This window comes from Acidovorax sp. AC410, from assembly GCF_979253235.1.
Window position 1 is genome coordinate 6,848,208 of sequence record NZ_CEEDCG010000001.1, and the last position, 18,210, is coordinate 6,866,417.

At 66.4% G+C, this 18,210-nt stretch carries 17 protein-coding genes; 9 read left to right on the forward strand and 8 right to left on the reverse strand.

Annotated elements, in window-relative coordinates:
• Positions 1-59: 59 nt before the first annotated feature.
• Both trxA and rho read left to right on the forward strand, forming a co-directional pair.
• A complete protein-coding gene (gene trxA, locus AC0IZS_RS31825) occupies positions 60-392 on the forward strand; it encodes a thioredoxin TrxA (RefSeq protein WP_057205675.1) in 333 nt (110 codons plus the stop codon).
• A 261-nt stretch (positions 393-653) separates the two neighbouring features.
• Positions 654-1,916, forward strand: coding sequence for a transcription termination factor Rho (gene rho / locus AC0IZS_RS31830; RefSeq protein WP_007847642.1), 1,263 nt, complete (start codon positions 654-656; stop codon positions 1,914-1,916).
• Between the two features lie 71 nt (positions 1,917-1,987).
• Here the strand turns inward: rho and AC0IZS_RS31835 are convergent, their stop codons facing one another.
• Positions 1,988-3,376 (reverse strand): CoA transferase, encoded by a 1,389-nt coding sequence (locus AC0IZS_RS31835; RefSeq protein WP_471639315.1) that lies wholly within the window; start codon positions 3,374-3,376, stop codon positions 1,988-1,990.
• 96 nt (positions 3,377-3,472) lie between these two features.
• Here AC0IZS_RS31835 and AC0IZS_RS31840 point away from each other — a divergent pair, with 96 nt between their 5' ends.
• The 5 genes from AC0IZS_RS31840 (at position 3,473) to AC0IZS_RS31860 (ending at position 9,622) form a co-directional block, all read left to right on the forward strand.
• Complete coding sequence (locus AC0IZS_RS31840; protein WP_471639316.1) at positions 3,473-4,654, forward strand: citrate/2-methylcitrate synthase; 1,182 nt, start codon at positions 3,473-3,475, stop codon at positions 4,652-4,654.
• Positions 4,655-4,778: 124 nt separating this feature from the next.
• On the forward strand, positions 4,779-5,045 hold the full coding sequence (locus tag AC0IZS_RS31845) for a type B 50S ribosomal protein L31 (RefSeq protein ID WP_007847661.1): 267 nt from the start codon (positions 4,779-4,781) through the stop codon (positions 5,043-5,045).
• A 115-nt stretch (positions 5,046-5,160) separates the two neighbouring features.
• Positions 5,161-6,401 (forward strand): IS3 family transposase gene (locus tag AC0IZS_RS31850; protein WP_471636968.1). Its coding sequence is split into 2 segments (ribosomal slippage): positions 5,161-5,518 and positions 5,518-6,401, totalling 1,242 coding nucleotides; the frame shifts between segments, so codons are not numbered across the junction.
• Between the two features lie 147 nt (positions 6,402-6,548).
• The gene (locus AC0IZS_RS31855) at positions 6,549-8,258 is read left to right on the forward strand and encodes a hypothetical protein (RefSeq protein WP_471639317.1); all 1,710 of its coding nucleotides are present in this window, start codon (positions 6,549-6,551) and stop codon (positions 8,256-8,258) included.
• Complete coding sequence (locus AC0IZS_RS31860; RefSeq protein ID WP_471639318.1) at positions 8,258-9,622, forward strand: MATE family efflux transporter; 1,365 nt, start codon at positions 8,258-8,260, stop codon at positions 9,620-9,622. The genes AC0IZS_RS31855 and AC0IZS_RS31860 overlap by 1 nt, the downstream gene beginning before the upstream one ends.
• Here AC0IZS_RS31860 and phoR read toward each other — a convergent pair.
• The 7 genes from phoR to pstS all read right to left on the reverse strand — a co-directional run bounded on the left by phoR (position 9,579) and on the right by pstS (position 16,270).
• The gene (phoR, locus tag AC0IZS_RS31865) at positions 9,579-10,931 is read right to left on the reverse strand and encodes a phosphate regulon sensor histidine kinase PhoR (protein WP_471639319.1); all 1,353 of its coding nucleotides are present in this window, start codon (positions 10,929-10,931) and stop codon (positions 9,579-9,581) included. The genes AC0IZS_RS31860 and phoR overlap by 44 nt on opposite strands.
• 57 nt (positions 10,932-10,988) lie before the next feature.
• Entirely contained in the window at positions 10,989-11,705 is a 717-nt protein-coding gene (gene phoB, locus AC0IZS_RS31870; protein WP_145698020.1) for a phosphate regulon transcriptional regulator PhoB, read from the reverse strand.
• 15 nt (positions 11,706-11,720) lie between these two features.
• Positions 11,721-12,422: a phosphate signaling complex protein PhoU gene (gene phoU, locus AC0IZS_RS31875; protein ID WP_007847672.1), complete on the reverse strand. Its 702-nt coding sequence runs from the start codon at positions 12,420-12,422 to the stop codon at positions 11,721-11,723.
• 10 nt (positions 12,423-12,432) lie between these two features.
• Positions 12,433-13,218, reverse strand: coding sequence for a phosphate ABC transporter ATP-binding protein PstB (gene pstB / locus AC0IZS_RS31880; protein ID WP_471639320.1), 786 nt, complete (start codon positions 13,216-13,218; stop codon positions 12,433-12,435).
• Between the two features lie 26 nt (positions 13,219-13,244).
• Positions 13,245-14,141 (reverse strand): phosphate ABC transporter permease PstA, encoded by an 897-nt coding sequence (gene pstA / locus AC0IZS_RS31885; protein WP_471639321.1) that lies wholly within the window; start codon positions 14,139-14,141, stop codon positions 13,245-13,247.
• The gene (gene pstC / locus AC0IZS_RS31890; protein WP_238541777.1) at positions 14,138-15,100 is read right to left on the reverse strand and encodes a phosphate ABC transporter permease subunit PstC; all 963 of its coding nucleotides are present in this window, start codon (positions 15,098-15,100) and stop codon (positions 14,138-14,140) included. Before pstC ends, pstA begins: the two co-directional genes overlap by 4 nt.
• 129 nt (positions 15,101-15,229) lie before the next feature.
• A complete protein-coding gene (gene pstS / locus AC0IZS_RS31895; protein ID WP_471639322.1) occupies positions 15,230-16,270 on the reverse strand; it encodes a phosphate ABC transporter substrate-binding protein PstS in 1,041 nt (346 codons plus the stop codon).
• 193 nt (positions 16,271-16,463) lie between these two features.
• On the opposite strand from pstS, the gene AC0IZS_RS31900 reads away from it, so the two are divergent.
• Both AC0IZS_RS31900 and AC0IZS_RS31905 read left to right on the forward strand, forming a co-directional pair.
• Entirely contained in the window at positions 16,464-16,952 is a 489-nt protein-coding gene (locus tag AC0IZS_RS31900) for a fasciclin domain-containing protein (protein WP_471639323.1), read from the forward strand.
• A 20-nt stretch (positions 16,953-16,972) separates the two neighbouring features.
• Positions 16,973-18,163: an ABC transporter substrate-binding protein gene (locus AC0IZS_RS31905; RefSeq protein WP_471639324.1), complete on the forward strand. Its 1,191-nt coding sequence runs from the start codon at positions 16,973-16,975 to the stop codon at positions 18,161-18,163.
• Positions 18,164-18,210 lie beyond the last annotated feature (47 nt).

Below are 18,210 nucleotides of genomic sequence, written 5' to 3' on the forward strand. Positions count from 1 at the left end.
ACAATGACCCAACTTTATACGTACCCCGGTCTCAACCGCCCAGATACAAGGAATACGCCATGGCCAGCGAACTCATCAAGCACCTCACCGACGCCAGCTTTGAAGCCGACGTACTGCAGTCCACCACCCCCGTGCTGGTGGACTACTGGGCCGAATGGTGCGGCCCCTGCAAGGACATCGCCCCCCACCTCGACGACCTGGCCAAGGCCTATGAAGGCAAGCTGCAGATCGCCAAGCTGAACATCGACGAGAACCGCGAAACGCCCGCCAAGTTCGGCATCCGCGGCATTCCCACGCTGATGTTCTTCAAGGACGGCCAGCTGTCGGCCACCAAGATCGGCTCCATGCGCAAGGAGCAGTTGACGGCTTTCGTCGACCAGCAATTGGCATAACGCCACTGCTGGTGGTGGCACTCCGGGCCGGGGTGCCACCGCCTCGCATTTCACCGCCGCTTGCATCTCTTCACATGCCCGAGGGCAGCGGCCTGGCCTTCCCGGATTTTTTCCTGTCATAATTCCAGCAGATCACCGGCTTGCACGCATTGGCAACCGGTTCGAGAGATCCCCAGGCACGCCGTGACTGCCATCAGCAGACCACCGGCGAACAGCCCACCTCCCCCGAGACACCTACCTACTCCGCCAAGGAGTCATTCCATGCACTTAAACGAACTCAAGGCACTGCACGTGTCTGAAGTCCTGAAGCAGGCCGAAGAACTCGAAATCGAAAACACGGGCCGGATGCGCAAGCAGGAGCTGATGTTTGCCATCATCAAGAAGCGCGCCAAGGCAGGAGAGCAGGTGTTTGCGGACGGGGTGCTGGAAATCCTGCCCGACGGCTTCGGCTTCCTGCGCAGCCCGGACACGAGCTTCACCGCGAGCACGGACGACATCTACATCTCCCCCAGCCAGGTGCGCCGCTTCAACCTGCACACGGGCGACATGATCGAAGGCGAAGTGCGCACCCCGAAGGATGGCGAGCGCTACTTTGCCCTGACCAAGCTCGACAAGGTCAACGACGGCCCGCCCGAGCAGAACAAGCACAAGGTGATGTTCGAGAACCTGACGCCGCTGTTCCCCAAGGAGCAGATGCGCCTGGAGCGCGACGTCAAGAGCGAAGAGAACATCACCGGCCGCATCATCGACATCATCGCGCCCATCGGCCGCGGCCAGCGCGCACTGATCGTCGCCCCGCCCAAGAGCGGCAAGACGGTGATGATGCAGCACATCGCCCACGCCATCACGGCCAACAACCCCGACGTACACCTGATGGTGCTGCTGGTGGACGAGCGCCCTGAAGAAGTGACCGAAATGCAGCGCACGGTCAAGGGCGAAATCATCGCTTCCACCTTCGACGAGCCCGCTGCGCGCCACGTACATGTGGCCGAGATGGTGATCGAGCGCGCCAAGCGCCTGGTCGAACTCAAGAAGGACGTGGTGATCCTGCTCGACTCCATCACCCGCCTGGCCCGCGCCTACAACAACGTCGTGCCCTCCAGCGGCAAGGTGCTGTCGGGTGGTGTGGACGCCGCCGCGCTGCAGCGCCCCAAGCGCTTCTTCGGCGCCGCGCGCAAGGTCGAGGAAGGTGGCTCGCTGACCATCATCGCCACGGCACTGGTCGACACCGGCAGCCGCATGGACGAAGTGATCTTTGAAGAATTCAAGGGCACCGGCAACTGCGAAATCCACCTGAACCGCCGCCTGTATGAAAAGCGCGTGTTCCCCGCCATCGAGCTCAACAAGAGCGGCACGCGCCGCGAAGAGCTGCTCCTGGTGCCCGAGATCCTGCAGAAGACCCGCATCCTGCGCCAGTTCATGTACAACATGGACGAGATCGAGTCCATGGAACTCATGATCAAGAACATGAAGGCCACGAAGACCAACGTCGACTTCTTCGACATGATGCGCCGGGGCGGCTAGGCACTCCCTGTCACCTTTCACAACGCCCCGCAGGCTCCACGGCCTGCGGGGCGTTGTTGCGTGAAGGCCGTCTACCAATGCGGCTGCGCTGAGCCCAGGGCCAGCGCCGGCCGGTCCCAGCCCATGGCTGCGCCCTGCACCTGCAGTGGTGGCAACACCCGCCGTGCCGAGCCCCAGGAGGTGGGCTCCAGCGCGCCATTCAAATCATCTAGCTGCTCGGGCGCCAGAGGCTCCACAGGGCCCCTCTCGGCGGACACCAGCCAGTGCGCCGTGCGCACCAGGGACAGCCGCGCCGTGCAGCCCGCGCCGGTGGCCCTGCGGCGCACCAGCCCGCGCACGGCAGCCGCCGCCATCAGGTAGCCCGTGGCGTGGTCGATGGCCTGCACGGGCAACGGCACAGGCCGGCCCTGGCCCGAGAGCCGCATGCCCGCCTCGGCGATGCCGGTGCCCATCTGCACCAGGCTGTCGAAGCCGCGCCGGCCCTGCCACGGGCCACTCCAGCCATAGGCACTGAGCGATACGTCCACCAGGCCCGGGTTGAGTTCGCGCCGCCTTTGCCCACCAAGCCCCAGCCGCTCCAGCGCGCCGGGCCGCAGCCCATGCACCAGCACATCGGCCTGGCGCAGCAGGTCCTCGAACACGGACCGATCGGCAGGCACCCCCAGGTCCAGCCGCGCACAGCGCTTGCCCAGCACTACTTCGGGCACGGTGACGGGCTCCTCCCAACCGGGCGGGTCGATGCGCAGCACATCGGCCCCGAAGCCCGCCATGAAACGCGTGGCCACGGGCCCAGCCAGGATGCGCGTGAGGTCGAGCACCCGCACACCGCGCAGCGGCCGTGCAGGATAGATGCGCCAGTCGGGCCTGCCCACCGGGTTTTCAATATTCCAATGCACCAGGGGTTCCGCCTGCACCGTCCGGCCCTGCAGGTGGGCATCCCAATCCGCCACGCTGCGCATGGCGGCAGCGCAACCGCCCCGCTCCACCACGGCGGCCTCCAGCGCGTCGGCATTCCAGCTCGCCACCGCGCGCGCGACAGCCTCCCTCTCGGCCTCCACCCCCAGTACCGCCAGGGCCGCGGCCCGGTGCTGCGGCGCATTGGTGTGCAGCCGCACCCAGCCATCGGCCGCGCGGTAGTCCCCGGCCACGGCATCCCACACCGGCGGCAGGGCCCAGCCCTGCGGGCGCAGCGACATGCCGAACCAGAAGGACGCGAGGCGCCGGTCCACCTGCACGGCCGGCCAGGCGCCACCCGCCTGCGCAAGGAGTTCGGCCACCGCCAATCCCGCCACGCCGACCGAGGCGGTGGCCAGGTCCGTGACCGGAAACACCGAGGGCAGATCACCCCGGCCTGCAACGGACAGGTGGTCCAGTGCCGATGCGGGACCATTCAACGCGCTCCATGCCTCGCCAGCCAACGCCAGGGCGCCTGTGGAAATGGAAATCGGGTGGGCGACCATGAAAAACCTCCTGGAAAGAGGCTTCCCAGAATAGGTTGGCGCCATTTATTGTCAATATTGATTTATATTTTCAACATACTTTTCCTTGATCCGCCCATGTCCAGCTACCTCACTGCCGCCGAAACCGCCGAGCGCCTGGGCATCTCGCGCGCCACGCTGTATGCCTACGTGAGCCGCGGCCTGCTGCATGCCCACTCTGGCCCTACGCCACGCGAGAGCCGCTATGCGCAGGCCGACGTGGACATGCTGGCCGGCCAGCGCAAGCGTGGCCGCAAGCCGCGCGAGGTGGCCAAGGCCACACTGAGTTGGGGGCTGCCCGTGCTGGAATCGGCGATCACGCTGATCGAGGACGGTCGGCTGTACCTGCGCGGTGCCGACATCGAGGACCTGGCGGAATCGGACGCTGTGGAGGCCGTGGCGGCCCGGCTCTGGCAGTGCGCAGAATCCGCCGCCTTTGGCAGCACAGCCCCGATGGCTTCCCCCGTGCTGGCCACGGTCCAATCGCATCTGGCCGGCCGCCGGCCGGAGGAAGCCCTGCTGCCGCTCTTCACCATCGCCAGCGACGATGCGCCCACCGCCCGCTGGCAGGCCGCGCCCGAGCGCCTGGCCGAGGGCTGCGGCGCCCTGGTGCGGCTGCTGGCCGCCTGCCTGCTGGGCACCGCGCCAAGCGCAGCCCCCATCCACGAACAGTGCGCCAACGCCTGGCAGCTCGACGCGGACGGCGCCGACCTGGTGCGCATGGCCCTGGTGCTCTGCGCCGACCACGAGCTCAATGCGTCGGGCTTCACGGCGCGCTGCGTGGCCTCCACCGGCGCCAGCCTGCGCGCCGCCGTGGTGGGCGGGCTGGCGGCGTTGACCGGCGGGCGCCACGGAGGGGCCACGGCCCGGGTGGAGGCACTGTGGGACGAACTGGGCGGATCCTTGCCCACCGCAGGCCTGCAGCAGCGACTGGCCCGCGGCGAGGCCCTGCCCGGCTTTGGCCACCACCTGTACCCCGAGGGCGACGTGCGCGCCCGCCTGCTGCTGGCGCGCATTCTGCCCCGGCGGCCCGCGTGGGCCCCCGGGATCAGCGAAGCCCGGGCCCTGGTGGGGCAGCACCCTTCGCTCGACTTCGCGCTGGTGGCCGTGCGCCGCCACCTGGCCCTGCCGCAGGGTGCCGCCTACGGGCTGTTTGCGCTGGGCCGCTCGCTGGGCTGGATCGCGCATGCGCTGGAGCAGCGCAGCAGCGGGGCATTGATACGGCCGCGGGCCGCCTACACGGGCCCGCGGCCCACCTGAGTTTGGATATCTCGACACTCGGGTTATAATGGAGGGCTTTTTCTGCGGAAAGTACGCTGGATGCTCCACGGCGCAAAGGTTGCTCCGGGTCCAGCACGGCTCCCGCACTTGACAAGGATTGATCATGAAAGAAGGCATTCACCCCAACTACCGCGAAGTTCTGTTCGTGGACCTGTCCAACGGTTTCAAGTTCGTGACCCGTTCGTGCGTGAACACCAAGGAAATGGGCAAGACCGACGACGGCCGTGAGCTGCCCCTGTTCAAGCTCGATACCTCCAGCGAATCGCACCCCTTCTACACGGGCACGCAAAAGTCCGTGGACAACATGGGCGGCCGCGTGGAGAAGTTCCGCAACCGTTTCGGCAAGACCACTGCTACCGCTGCCAAGTAATCCTTCGCACGCCGTACGCCAAGAAGGCAGCCCGGGCAACCGAGCTGCCTTTTTCTTGGCCATGACCCGTCCTGCCCTGCGTTGACACCTTCCCTCCCCAAAAAGGAAAAGTGTCATGGAATCAAGGACCAAGCGCACGCAGCGCGACTACACGATGGCCTTTAAGCTGGCAGTTGTCGAGCAGGTAGAAAAAGGCCAGTTCACCTACAAACAAGCCCAGGTGCATTACGGCATCCAGGGCAAGTCGACGGTGCTGGCGTGGCTTCGCAAACACGGCAGACTGGGCTGGCCGCGTGCGGCATCATTGACGGCAATGCCCATCGACAAAGCCCCCAGCCCCCTCACACCCGAGCAAGAGATCAAAGCGCTGAAGGCGCAATTGCAGCAATCCCAGCAGAAGGCGCAGTTGTTCGAAGCCGTGATCGACGTGCTGCGCAAGGACTATGGGGTGCGCATCGTAAAAAAGCCTTCTGGCAAGTCCTCGACCAAGCCCTCATCCAAGGGCTGAGCGTGAGCAGGGCTTGCCAGCACATGGGCGTGAGTCGCCAAGCGTATTACCAAGGGCGCTGCCGACATGCCCAGCGCGTGGAGCACGCCAAGGTTGTCGTTCAACAGGTCAAGGAGCTGCGCATGCGCCAGCCTCGGGTGGGCACGCGAAAGCTGCATCACATGCTGCGTGAACCATTGGGCCTGCAGGGCATTGTCTTGGGCCGGGACGCCATGTTCGACGTGTTGCGCAACGCCAGGATGCTGGTTCCTCCTGGACGTGCGTACCACAAGACCACCCACAGCCACCACCGCTTCAGGCGCCATCCCAATCTGCTCAAGGTCGGGCCACAGCAGGTGCATGCTGCCCACAGTGAGCAAGTCTGGGTGGCCGACATCACCTACCTGCCCACCGCAGGCAGGTTCGTGTACCTGAGCCTGGTGACGGATGCCCACTCCCGCAAGATCGTGGGCTGGCACGTGCACGAGAGCTTGCAGACCGAGGAGGTGGCGCAGGCGTTGCAGATGGCGCTCAGGCAGCGCCAGACCCGCCAGCGCCTGGTACACCATTCGGACAGGGGGATTCAGTACTGCTCGACCTACTACCAGCAGCTTCACCGCAGCCATGGACTTACCTGCTCGATGACGGACGGCTACGACTGCTACCAGAACGCGTTGGCCGAGCGGGTCAACGGGATTCTGAAGACGGAGTTCCTGTTGAGCCGGCCACAAGACATCCATCAAGCCAGGCGCATGGTGCAGCAGTCAATAGAGATATACAACCACGAGAGGGTTCATCTGTCGCTGAAAATGCAAACACCCGATGCGGTGCATCGGGCGTCATTGGCCGGGTTGCTCCGGCTTGTTTAACCGTTTGAGGTGTCAACGCTATTCAGGACGGGTCACCATGCCCTGTGACCTGGGTTACCAGATTTACCCGGACCACCACCGCCTGCTGACGGAACCCAGGCGCTTATCCCTTATTCTTGGCGGCTCCCTAACGCCACTGCCCGACGCGTGAATCCACCAACCCCAGCCATCGTTACCCAGAATGCCGTGCGGCCGCTGCCACGCTGGGCCCTGATGCTGCTGTGCATTGCCTACGTGATTCCCGGCTTCGTGGGGCGCGCGCCGTGGAAGAGCGCCGACATCACCGCCTACGGCTACATGCTGGAGCTGGCGCAGGGGCGTACCAGCTGGCTCAACCCGCTGCTGGGCGGCATGGCGCCTGAAACCGAGGGCCTGCTGCCCTATTGGATCGGGGCCCTGGCCATCCAGTGGGCACCCGCCTGGCTGTCGCCCGAAATCGCCGTGCGCATACCCTTTGCCGCGCTGCTGGCACTCACCTTCATGGCCACCTGGTATGGCGTGTACTACTTGGCGCGCAGCCCGGGTGCGCAGCCCGTGGCCTTTGCCTTCGGCGGCGAAGCCACCCCGCTCGACTATGCACGCGCCATTGCCGATGGCGCCCTGCTCGCGCTGATCGCCTGCCTGGGCCTGGCCCAGCTCTCGCACGAGGTGACGAGCTACCTGGTGCAACTGAGCTGCACCTCCTTCCTGTTCTTTGCCTTTGCCGTGCTGCCCTACCACGCCAGCAAGGCGCTGGGTGCCATGCTGGTGGGCGCCTTCGGGCTCACGCTGGCGGGCGCCCCTGCGCTCACCGTGCTGCTGGGCGCCAGTGGCGTGCTGCTGGCGCTGCGCCTGCCCGACAAGGACGAGCGCCAGTGCAAGGCCTGGGCGGTGGCCACGGCGCTGGTCATCGTGGCTGCGGCAGCGCTGGCCTGGCAGCTCGACCTGTGGCGCTGGCGCATCGTGAGCACAGAGGGTGGCGGCAAGGAATGGGCCAGCCTGGCGCGGCTGCTGGTCTGGTTCGGCTGGCCGGCCTGGCCCCTGGCACTGTGGACGCTGTGGCGCTGGCGCAAGCAGATCGCCAGCCGCCAGTGGCACCGCCACCTGCTGCTGCCGCTGTGGTTCACGGCCATCTCCATCGGCGCCACCATCACCACCCAGCCGGCCGACCGTGCCCTGCTGCTGGGCCTGCCCGCGCTGGCGGCGCTGGCGGCCTTTGCCCTGCCCACGCTCAGCCGCAGCATGGGGGCGCTGATCGACTGGTTCACGCTGATCTTCTTCAGCGTCTCGGCCCTGGCCATCTGGGTCATCTGGATCGCCATGCAGACCGGCGTGCCCGCCAAGCCCGCGGCCAACGTGGCCAAGCTGGCGCCTGGCTTCGTGCCCGCGTTTTCGCTGCTGGCCCTGGTGGTGGCGCTGGCGGCCTCGGTGGGCTGGTGCGCGCTGGTGTGGTGGCGCGCCTCGCGCAACCGCGCGCCCATCTGGAAGAGCCTGGTGCTGCCGGCCAGCGGCGCAGCCCTGAGCTGGCTGCTGCTCATGAGCCTGTGGCTGCCGCTGCTGGACTTTGCGCGCAGCTACGTACCGCAGATGCGCGCCATCAGCGCCGTCGTGGGTGACGACCCGGGCTGCGTGCAGACCGTGGGCCTGAGCCGCGCCCAGGTGGCCGCCCTGCAGTACCACGCTGGCCTCACGCTGCACCCGGCCAGCCTGTCGGTGAGCGGCTGCGAGTGGCTGGTCTCGGACATTGCCTCCTGGCCCGCGCCCGCCTCCGCGGTGGACGGCCTGCAATGGGAGCGTGTGGCCACCGTGGCGCGCCCCACCGACAAGACCGACTTCCTGGTGGTGTTCCGCCGCATCGAAACCGAAACCAAAAACTGATGAGCGAGCTGTCGACCATTTCCCGCCACGCCGTGACGGTGCTGGCCGGGCAACTGGCGGTGATGGCCTTCGGCGTGGCCGACACCATCGTCGCGGGCCGCTACAGCGAGGCCTCGCTGGCGGCACTCTCGGTGGGCTCGGCCATCTTCATCAGCGTCTACGTGGCCTTGATCGGCGTGCTCAGCGCATTGCTGCCGGTATGGGCCGAGCAGCGCGGTGCAGGCCACCGGCAGCAGCTCGGCGCCTCGCTGCGCCAGTCGCTGTACCTGTGCGCGGTGGCCAGCGCCCTGGGCATGGCGGTGCTGCTCTCGCCCGGTGCTGTGCTGCGCTGGACCGAGGTACCCGACGCACTGCGCAGCGAGGTCGAGAACTACCTGGCCGTGCTGGCGCTCGCCTTGCCGCCGGCCCTGCTGTTCCGCATCTACAGCACACTCAACCAGGCGCTGGGCCGCCCCCAACTGGTCACCTGGCTGCAGGTGGGCTCGCTGTTCATCAAGGTGCCGCTGTCCATCTGGTTCACCTTCGGCGGCGCGGGCCTGCCCGCGCAGGGCGCCGTGGGCTGCGCCTGGGCCACGCTGGTGGTCAACTGCAGCATGCTGGCGCTGGCGATCTGGCTGCTGCGCACACAGGTGCTGTACGAGCCGCTGGCCCTCTGGAAGCGGCTGGAGCGCCCGCACTGGCCCACCATCGCGGGCTTTGCGCGCCTGGGCGTGCCAGCCGGTCTGGCGGTGATGGTGGAGGTGACCTCGTTCACGCTCATGGCGCTGTTCATCGCGCGCCAGGGCACGGTGGCTTCGGCCGCGCACCAGATAGCGTCCAACCTCGCGGCCGTGCTGTACATGGTGCCGCTGTCCCTGGCCATTGCCACCAGCGCGCGCGTGAGCTACTGGCTGGGTGCGGGCGAGCCACTGCAAGCGCGCCAGGTGGCGCTGCTGGGAGTGCGCCTGGCCGGCACCATCGGCCTGGCCCTGGCGGCGCTGATGTTCCTCGCACGCAACCACCTGGGTGCGCTGTACTCATCGAACGCGCAGGTGGTGGCGGTGACGGGCGGGCTGCTGGCCTGGGTGGCCGCCTACCACGTGGCCGACGCACTGCAGACCCTGTGCGTGTTCGTGCTGCGCTGCTACCGCATCACCGTGGCGCCGCTGGTGGTGTACTGCACCCTGCTCTGGGGCGCCGGCCTGGGTGGCGGGTATCTGCTGGCCTACCAGGGCCTGGGGCCCTTGGGCGCAGTGGCCACGCCGGCCACCTTCTGGGCCGCCAGCGCTGCCGCCCTGGCCGTGACGGCCACCTTGTTCGCAGCCATGCTCTGGCGTGCGATCAGGCTGCCAGCGCCTGCGGCACTGGCAGGCGCAGCCGGTTGACCGGAAAGGTGACGCAGAAGGTCGAGCCCTTGCCCAGGGTGCTCTGGATACTGAGCGTGGCGCCATGGCGCTGCAGCACATGCTTGACGATGGCCAGGCCCAGGCCCGTGCCCCCGGTCTCGCGCGAGCGGCTGCGGTCCACCCGGTAGAAGCGTTCGGTCAGCCGCGGGATGTGCTCGGGCGCGATGCCCGGGCCCGTGTCCTTGACCGAGAACGTGGCCGAGCCATCGTCCTTGCGCGCCCAGTTCACCGTGATCGTGCCGCCCGCAGGCGTGTAGCGCACGGCGTTGTTGATGATGTTGGACAGCGCGCTCTGCAGTTCGGCCGGCACACCGGCAATATCCCCCTGCGCCAGAAGTTCCGCCTTGGTGGGAAACTGCAGCGTATGGTGGCGCTGCTGGGTCTGCGTGAGCAGGGTCGACAGGGCGCGGCTCTCCTCCTCGCAGCGCTGCAGCAGGCCCTGCACCGGCATCCACTCGGCCATGCCGGGTGGTGGGCTGCCCTCCAGGCGCGACAGCGTGAGCAAATCCTGCACCACGCTCTGCATGCGTGCGGCCTGCTGGGACATCATGCCCAGGTAGCGTGCCCGCTCGTCCTGCGCCAGCGGCAGGGTCTGCAGCGTCTCGACAAAACCCATGAGCACCGTGAGCGGTGTGCGGATCTCGTGCGAGACGTTGGCCACGAAATCGCGGCGCATGGCCTCGGCCTGCTCCAGCGCGGTCACGTCGCGCGACAGCAGCAGCGTGCGCCCATCACCATAGGGGTGCAGGTGCACGGAGATGCGCACCGGGCGCGAAGGCGTGCTGTTGCGTCCCTCCAGCACCACGTCGTGTGTGAAATCCTGGGCGGTGTAATAGGCGGTGAACTCGGGGTCGCGCACCAGATTGCCGATGGACTGCATGACGTCGCGCTGCGCGTCAAAGCCGAACTGGGAGGCCGCCATCTGGTTGCACCACTCGATGTGGCCTTTTGCATCGAGCAGCACCACACCGTTGGGCGTGGCCTGCAGCGCGGCCAGGATCTCCTGCAGGCGGTTCTGGCTGCTTTGCACCTCCTGGGCCTGCAGGCGCAGCAGGCGCCGCGACCGGTCGGCCGCCTCGCCCCACATGCCGCGCATGACCGGCGCGCGCGACAGCTCGCCGGTGCGCAGCCAGCGCAGCACGCGCGCGCCGCGCAGCAGGTCCCACACGAACCATGCCCAGGCCGCGATCGCCGCTCCCAGGGCCGCACCCCAGGGCCCACCCTGCCACCAACCGAGTCCGCCGCCAGCGATTTGCCAGAGCAGAAAATACGTGAATCGCCAGAGCATGCAGGTTGCAAAGCCTTCTCAGAAAACCAGGGGCGCCGTGCGGCGCCCCGTGAACCATCAGGCCTGCAGTTGCTGCACCTGGGGTTGCGATTGCGCCGTCAGGCGGTAGCCGGCGCCGCGCACCGTCTCCACCATCACCGACGCGGCGCCCAGCGCTTCGCGCAGGCGCTTGACATGCACGTCCACTGTACGCTCCTCAATGAAGACATGGTCGCCCCAGACCTTGTCCAGCAGTTGCGAACGGCTGTGTACGCGTTCGGCATGCTTCATGAGGTAGTGCAGCAGCTTGAACTCGGTAGGGCCCACCTTGAGTTGCTGGCCCTGGAAGGCCACGCGGTAGGTACCGGCATCGAGCACCAGCTCGCCGATGGTCACGCTGTCGCTGACCTGCTCAGGGGCACGGCGGCGCAGCACGGCACGGATGCGCGCCAGCAGCTCCTGGGTGGAAAACGGCTTGGTGATGTAGTCGTCGGCACCGGCGTCCAGGCCCGCCACCTTGTCCGGCTCGTCGCCGCGGGCGGTGAGCATGAGGATCGGGATAGCCTTGGTGCGCGCGTCGGCGCGCCACTTGCGCGCCAGCGACAGGCCGCTCTGGCCGGGCAGCATCCAGTCGAGCAGGATGACGTCGGGCAGCACGGCATCGAGCTCGCGCTGGGCCGAATCGCCATCTTCGGCCCAGAAGGGCTGGAATCCGTTGTGCCGCAGGTTGACCGCGATCAGCTCGGCGATCGCAGGTTCGTCTTCGACAATCAGAACACGGGGTAACTTTCTCATACAGCGTTCACAGGCCTACAGCACGGCCGATTCGATCTCATCGAGGGCCGTGTGGCGCACGTCCTTGCCCTTGACCAGGTAAATGATGAGTTCGGCCACATTCTTCGAATGGTCGCCGATGCGCTCGATGGCCTTGGCCAGGAACAGAAGGTCCAGGCTTGGCGAGATGGTGCGGGGGTCTTCCATCATGTAGGTGACCAGCTTGCGCACGAAGCCGTCGAACTCCTTGTCGATCAGGTCGTCCTCCTTGAGGATGGACACGGCCATCGCGGTGTCCAGGCGGGCGAAGGCATCCAGCGCCTTGCGCAGCAGGCCCGAGGCCAGCTCGGCCGCCACACGCAGGTCGCTCGATGGCAGCGAGCGCGCGGCGCCGCTTTCGATGATGGAGCGCACCATGCGCGCCATCTTGTTGGCCTCGTCGCCCATGCGCTCGAGGTTGGCCGTGGCCTTGGAAAACGCCAGCAGCAGGCGCAGGTCACGCGCGGTGGGCTGGCGGCGGGCGATGATGGAGGACAGCTCGTGGTCGATCTCCACTTCCATGGCGTTCACGCGCACTTCGATGGCGGCGACCTGCTCCACGGCTTCGATGCTGAACTGCGACAGGGCGTAGACCGCCTGGCGGATCTGCGACTCCACGAGGCCGCCCATTTCCATGACGCGGGCGGAGACGCTGTTGAGTTCGGAGTCGAACTGCGACGAAAGGTGCTTGTCGGGCATTGCTGTCTCCTTAGCCGAAACGGCCGGTAATGTAGTCTTCGGTTTCCTTGCGCTGCGGCTTGAAGAACATCTGTTCCGTCTCGCCGAACTCGACCAGGTCGCCCAGGTACATGTAGGCGGTGTAGTCGCTGCAGCGCGCGGCCTGCTGCATGTTGTGGGTCACGATGACCACGGTGTACTCGTTCTTGAGCTCGGCGATCAGCTCTTCCACCTTGGCGGTCGAGATCGGGTCCAGCGCCGAGCAAGGTTCGTCAAGCAGCAGCACCTCGGGCTTGATGGCGATGCCGCGGGCGATGCACAAACGCTGCTGCTGGCCGCCGGACAGGCCCGAGCCGGTCTGGTTGAGCTTGTCCTTGACTTCGTTCCACAGGGCGGCCTTGCGCAGCGCCCATTCCACGCGGTCGTCCATGTCGGTGGCGCTCAGGCTCTCGAACAGCTTCACGCCGAAAGCGATGTTGTCGTAGATCGACATCGGGAACGGGGTGGGCTTCTGGAACACCATGCCGACCTTGGCACGCACCAGGGCCACGTCCTGCTTGCTGGTCAGCAGGTTCTCGCCGTCCAGCACGATCTGGCCTTCGGCGCGCTGCTCGGGGTACAGCTCGAACATGCGGTTGAAGGTGCGCAGCAGCGTGGACTTGCCGCAACCCGAGGGGCCGATGAAGGCCGTGACCTTGTTCTCGGGGATGTCGAGGTTGATGCCCTTCAAGGCATGGAACTTGCCATAGTAGAAGTTCAGGTCGCGCACCGTGATCTTGGACTTGTTGGGCGCGTCGTTCTTGAGAATAGCGGACATGAGGGTGTCTTTCTTGCTGCTAGGGCTTACTTGTGGCGGGTCAGGACCCGCGCCAGGATGTTCAGGCCGAGAACGGCGACGGTGATGAGGAACACACCGGCCCAGGCCAGTTGCTGCCAGTTCTCGTACGGGCTCATGGCGAACTTGAAGATGGTCACGGGCAGGCTGGCCATGGGCTTGGACAGGTCGCCGTTCCAGAACTGGTTGTTCAACGCCGTGAACAGCAGCGGAGCGGTTTCGCCGGCGATGCGGGCCACGGCCAGCAGCACACCGGTGATCACGCCGGCGCGGGCTGCGCGCAGCGTCACCAGGATGATGACCTTCCACTTGGGCGTTCCCAGGGCGTAGGCCGCTTCGCGCAGGCTCGATGGCACCAGCACCAGCATGTTCTCGGTGGTGCGGATGACCACCGGGATCACGATCAACGCCAACGCCAGGATGCCGGCATAGGCCGAGAAGCTGCGAAAGCGCGCCACCACCACCGCATACACGAACAGGCCGATCACGATGGAGGGCGCCGACAGCAGGATGTCGTTGACGAAGCGCGTGACCGAAGCCAGCAGGCTCTTGGTCTCGTACTCGGCCAGGTAGATGCCGGCCATGATGCCGATGGGCGTGCCCACGAAGGTGGCCAGCAGCACCATCACGAACGAACCGAAGATGGCGTTGGAGATACCACCTGCTTCATTGGGTGGCGGGGTCATCTGCGTGAACAGGGCGATGCTCAGGCCACCGACGCCCAGGCGCACGGTTTCCCACAGGATCCAGATCAGCCAGAAGACGCCAAACGCCATGGCGGCGAGCGACAGCACGAGGGCGATCTGGTTGACGCGCTTGCGACTGTTGTAGCGCGCCTGGCGCTGCTGGTCGAGCTCGGCCGCCGAGATCAGGCGTTGCCCGGTACTGGGGGTGGCGGTGCTCATGAGCGGGCTCCTTCATTCTTTTGCAGGCGGGACAGCAGGATCTTGGAGCAGGTCAGCACCACGAAGGTGATGAAGAACAGGACCAGGCCCAGATAGATCAGCGAGGCCTGGTGCAGGCCTTCGCCGGCTTCGGCGAATTCGTTGGCCAGGGCCGAGGTGATGCTGTTGGCCGCCTCGAACATCGACAGGGAGGACAGCTGGTTCATGTTGCCGATGACAAAGGTCACGGCCATGGTCTCGCCCAGCGCACGGCCCAGGCCCAGCATGATGCCGCCCAGCACACCGGTCTTGGTATAGGGCAGGACCACTTTCCACACCACCTCCCAGGTCGTGGAGCCCAGGCCGTAGGCCGACTCCTTGAGCAGGGCGGGGGTGACTTCGAACACGTCGCGCATCACCGAGGCGATGAACGGGATGATCATGATGGCCAGGATGATGCCGGCCGACAGGATGCCGATGCCCACCGGAGGGCCCGACACGAACGCACCCAGGTAGGGAACGCCCTGGAACAGGGACTGCAGCGGCTGCTGCACATAGGTGGCGAGGATGGGACCGAACACCATCAGCCCCCACATGCCATAGACGATGGAGGGCACGGCAGCCAGCAACTCGATGGCCGTGCCCAGAGGGCGCTTGAGCCAGGAGGGCGACAGCTCGGTCAGGAACAGGGCGATGCCGAAGCTCACGGGCACGGCGATCAGCAGCGCGATGGCAGACGTCGCCAGCGTGCCGTAGATCATCACCAGGCCGCCGTACTCGTTCTGCACGGGGTCCCAGACGCTGCTGGTGAGGAAGCCCAGGCCATATTTGGCGATGGACGGCCAGGCCCCCACCACCAGCGAAGCCAGGATGCCCAGCAGCAGGAGCAGGGTCAGGATGGCAGCGCCACGTGCAAAGAAACCGAACAGCTTGTCGGCAAGCACGCCGGAGATCAGGGGGCGGTGTGGAGAGGGGGGCATTTTCTCAGTACGCAAAGGGGCCGTCGCAATGGACGGATTGTCGCGGACCGGCATCGTTGTGGACACGTTGGTTGCCTTGATTCAATGGATTTGAAGTTGAAGGGCCGGCTTACTGCCGGCCCTGTCAAATTACTTGAACGCTACGGCCTTGCCGGACGTATCCTTGATATCACCCCATGACTTGAGGATGATGGCCTTCACGCTGTCGGGCATGGGCACATAGTCCAGGTCCGCGGCGGTCTTGTCGCCCTGGGTGTAGACCCAGTCAAAGAACTTGAGCGCCGTGGTGGCCTGCACAGGCTTGTCCTGCGCCTTCTGCATCATGATGAAGGTGGCGGAGGTGATGGGCCACGAATCCTTGCCGGGCTGGTTCGTCAGGATCTGGTAGAAGCTCTTGGCCCAGTCGGCGCCAGCAGCAGCAGCCTTGAACGTGGCATCGTCAGGCGAGACGTAGTTGCCGGCGGCGTTCTGCAGCTGCGTGTAGGTCAGCTTGTTCTGCTTGACGTAGGCGTATTCCACGTAGCCGATGGAGTTGGGCAGGCGGCCCACGAAGGCGGCCACGCCTTCGTTGCCCTTGCCACCCGCACCGGTGGGCCAGTTCACGGCCGTGCCTTCGCCAACCTTGGACTTCCACTCGGCGTTCACCTTGCTCAGGTAGTTGGTGAAGCCGAAGGTGGTGCCCGAGCCGTCGGCGCGGCGCACGGGGGCGATGGCGGCGTCAGGCAGGTTCACGCCGGGGTTCAGCGCCTTGATGGCGTCGTCGTTCCACTTGGTGATCTTGCCCAGGTAGATGTCGCCCAGGACTTGGCCGCTCAGCTTCATCTGGCCGGGAGCGATGCCCTTGATGTTCACCACGGGAACGATGCCACCGATCACGGTGGGGAATTGCACCAGGCCCTTCTTGGCCAGTTCCTCGTCCTTCAGAGGTGCATCCGAGGCACCGAAGTCCACGGTCTTGGCCTCGATCTGGCGCATGCCGGCACCCGAACCCACCGACTGGTAGTTGATCTTGACGCCCGTGGCCTTGTTGTAGTCAGCCGCCCACTTGGAGTACAGAGGCGCCGGAAAACTGGCGCCTGCACCGGTGGCTTCCTGCTGCGCCATGGCCTGAGAGAACGCACCAGCAGCGACCACACCAGCTACAAGGACCCGAATCGCGGACATTTTCATGGAGATACCTCTTGGGAGAGTGAGTTGGGATGAGGCGACTCTAGGACCCGTATGTGACATTGTCGTGACACGGAAGTCGGTTGTCACACATCCGCTTCCTGCGTACAGGCGTTTACGTTTGTCATCCAGCTGTCACGGTGCCTGCTTAGTCTCCCGCCACCGAGATGAATCGGCTACCTACCTGGAGAATCACATGTTCCGCCGTTACGCACTGCCATCCGCCCTTCTCCTGGCCGCCGCCGCCCTGGCCGGCTGCGCCAGCACCGGTTCCACCCCCGCCAACCTCGACGGCACGATTGCAAAGACGCCTTCGCTGAGCACCTTCAACAAGCTGGCGGCACAGGCCGGGCTGGCCGACACCCTCAAGGCCGCCGGCCCCTATACCGTGTTTGCCCCATCGGACGACGCCTTCAAGGCCGTGCCCGCCAAGACCCTGGCCGACCTGCAGGCCAACCCTGCCCAGCTCAAGGCCGTGCTCAGCCACCACATCGTGGCCGGCAATGTGACCGCGGCCGCCATCAAATCCGGCAACACCAAGACCCTGAACGGCTCCGACGTCGCCCTGTCGCGCGCCGGCACCTTCGTGACGGTGGAAGAAGCCATGGTGGAGAAGGCCGACATCGTGGCCACCAACGGCGTGGTGCATGTGGTCGACCGCGTGCTGATGCCTCCCAAGAAGTAATCGGCCAGCAACCGCACGACATGACACGCACACCCTGCCCCGGCCATCCCGGCGTTCTGCGCCGCCACTGGCTGCAAGGGGTGGCGGCCATGGGCCTTGCGGGCAATGCCTGGACCCAGGGCACGGAGTCATCCGCCAAAAAAGCGGATGCCGACCGGCCGCATGTGGTGGCGCAGGTGGCGGACCTGTCTGCCGACCAGCAGGATGTGAGCCGCGACTTCCTGGTCGGCTCGCGCACCGCCTGGCAAGAGATCAATGCCAAGGGCGGCGTGCAGGGCCGGCCTGTGCGGCACCAGACGCTGGAGACCGATGGCACCCCTGCAAGCCTGCAGTCCGCCTGGCAGAGCGCGCAGCGCCAGGCCAGCTGCATCGCCTTGTCGGGTTGCGTGGGCAATACGGCCGCCAGCGGGCTCATCGCCTTGCAGGCCAAGGCCGCCACGGAGTCGCCGCTGGCTTTCGTCGCCCCCTGGCTGCATGACACCGCAGGCGTCGCCACGGCCACCGGCGCGGGCGACACGGTGTTCGACGTGTTCGCCGGGCACGAGGCGCAGATCACCCACGCCATCAGGAACCTGGCCAGCATGGGCGTACAGACGGTGGGCGTGGCCTATGCCAGCGCGGCCGTGCGGCGCCAGTCCGAGGCCATGGTGGCCCACGCGGCCCAATCGATGGCGCTCAAGGCGCAGGCCATTGCACTGCCAGGCACCGCCACCAAGGCCGGCGCCGCAGCGCGCGTGGACCAGACCATCATCCTCTTCATCGGCGGCACGCCCGAACTCTTTTCGTTCCTGGACCAGCTCGCGCTGCCCCAGGGCCGGCAGTGCTATGTGGTGGCGCTGGCCGACGTGAACCTGCAGGTGCTGGCGCAGATGGGACCCACCGCCGCCAAGGCCTCGGTCATCGTCACGCAGGCTGTGCCCCTGGTGAACGCCAGCCTGCCCGTGGTGCGCAGCTACCGCGACGCCCTGGCGCGCTTCTACGACGAGCCCCCCTCCCCCCTGGGCCTGGCCGGCTACATCGCCGCGCGCTACACCGCCGAGGTGATGGGCGGCATCACCGGCCCGGTCACCCGCGCCAGCATGCTGGCCGCCCTGCAAAAGCGCGCCGCCGTGAACATCGGCGGCTATGCCATCGGCTACCAGGGGCGCCAGCGCACCAATGCCTATGTGACCCAGAGCATGCTCACCACGAACGGGCGCATCATTGGCTGAACTCGCTCTTGCGCGCCGGCCCGGGTGCTATGCTGGGCCGAAAGGAA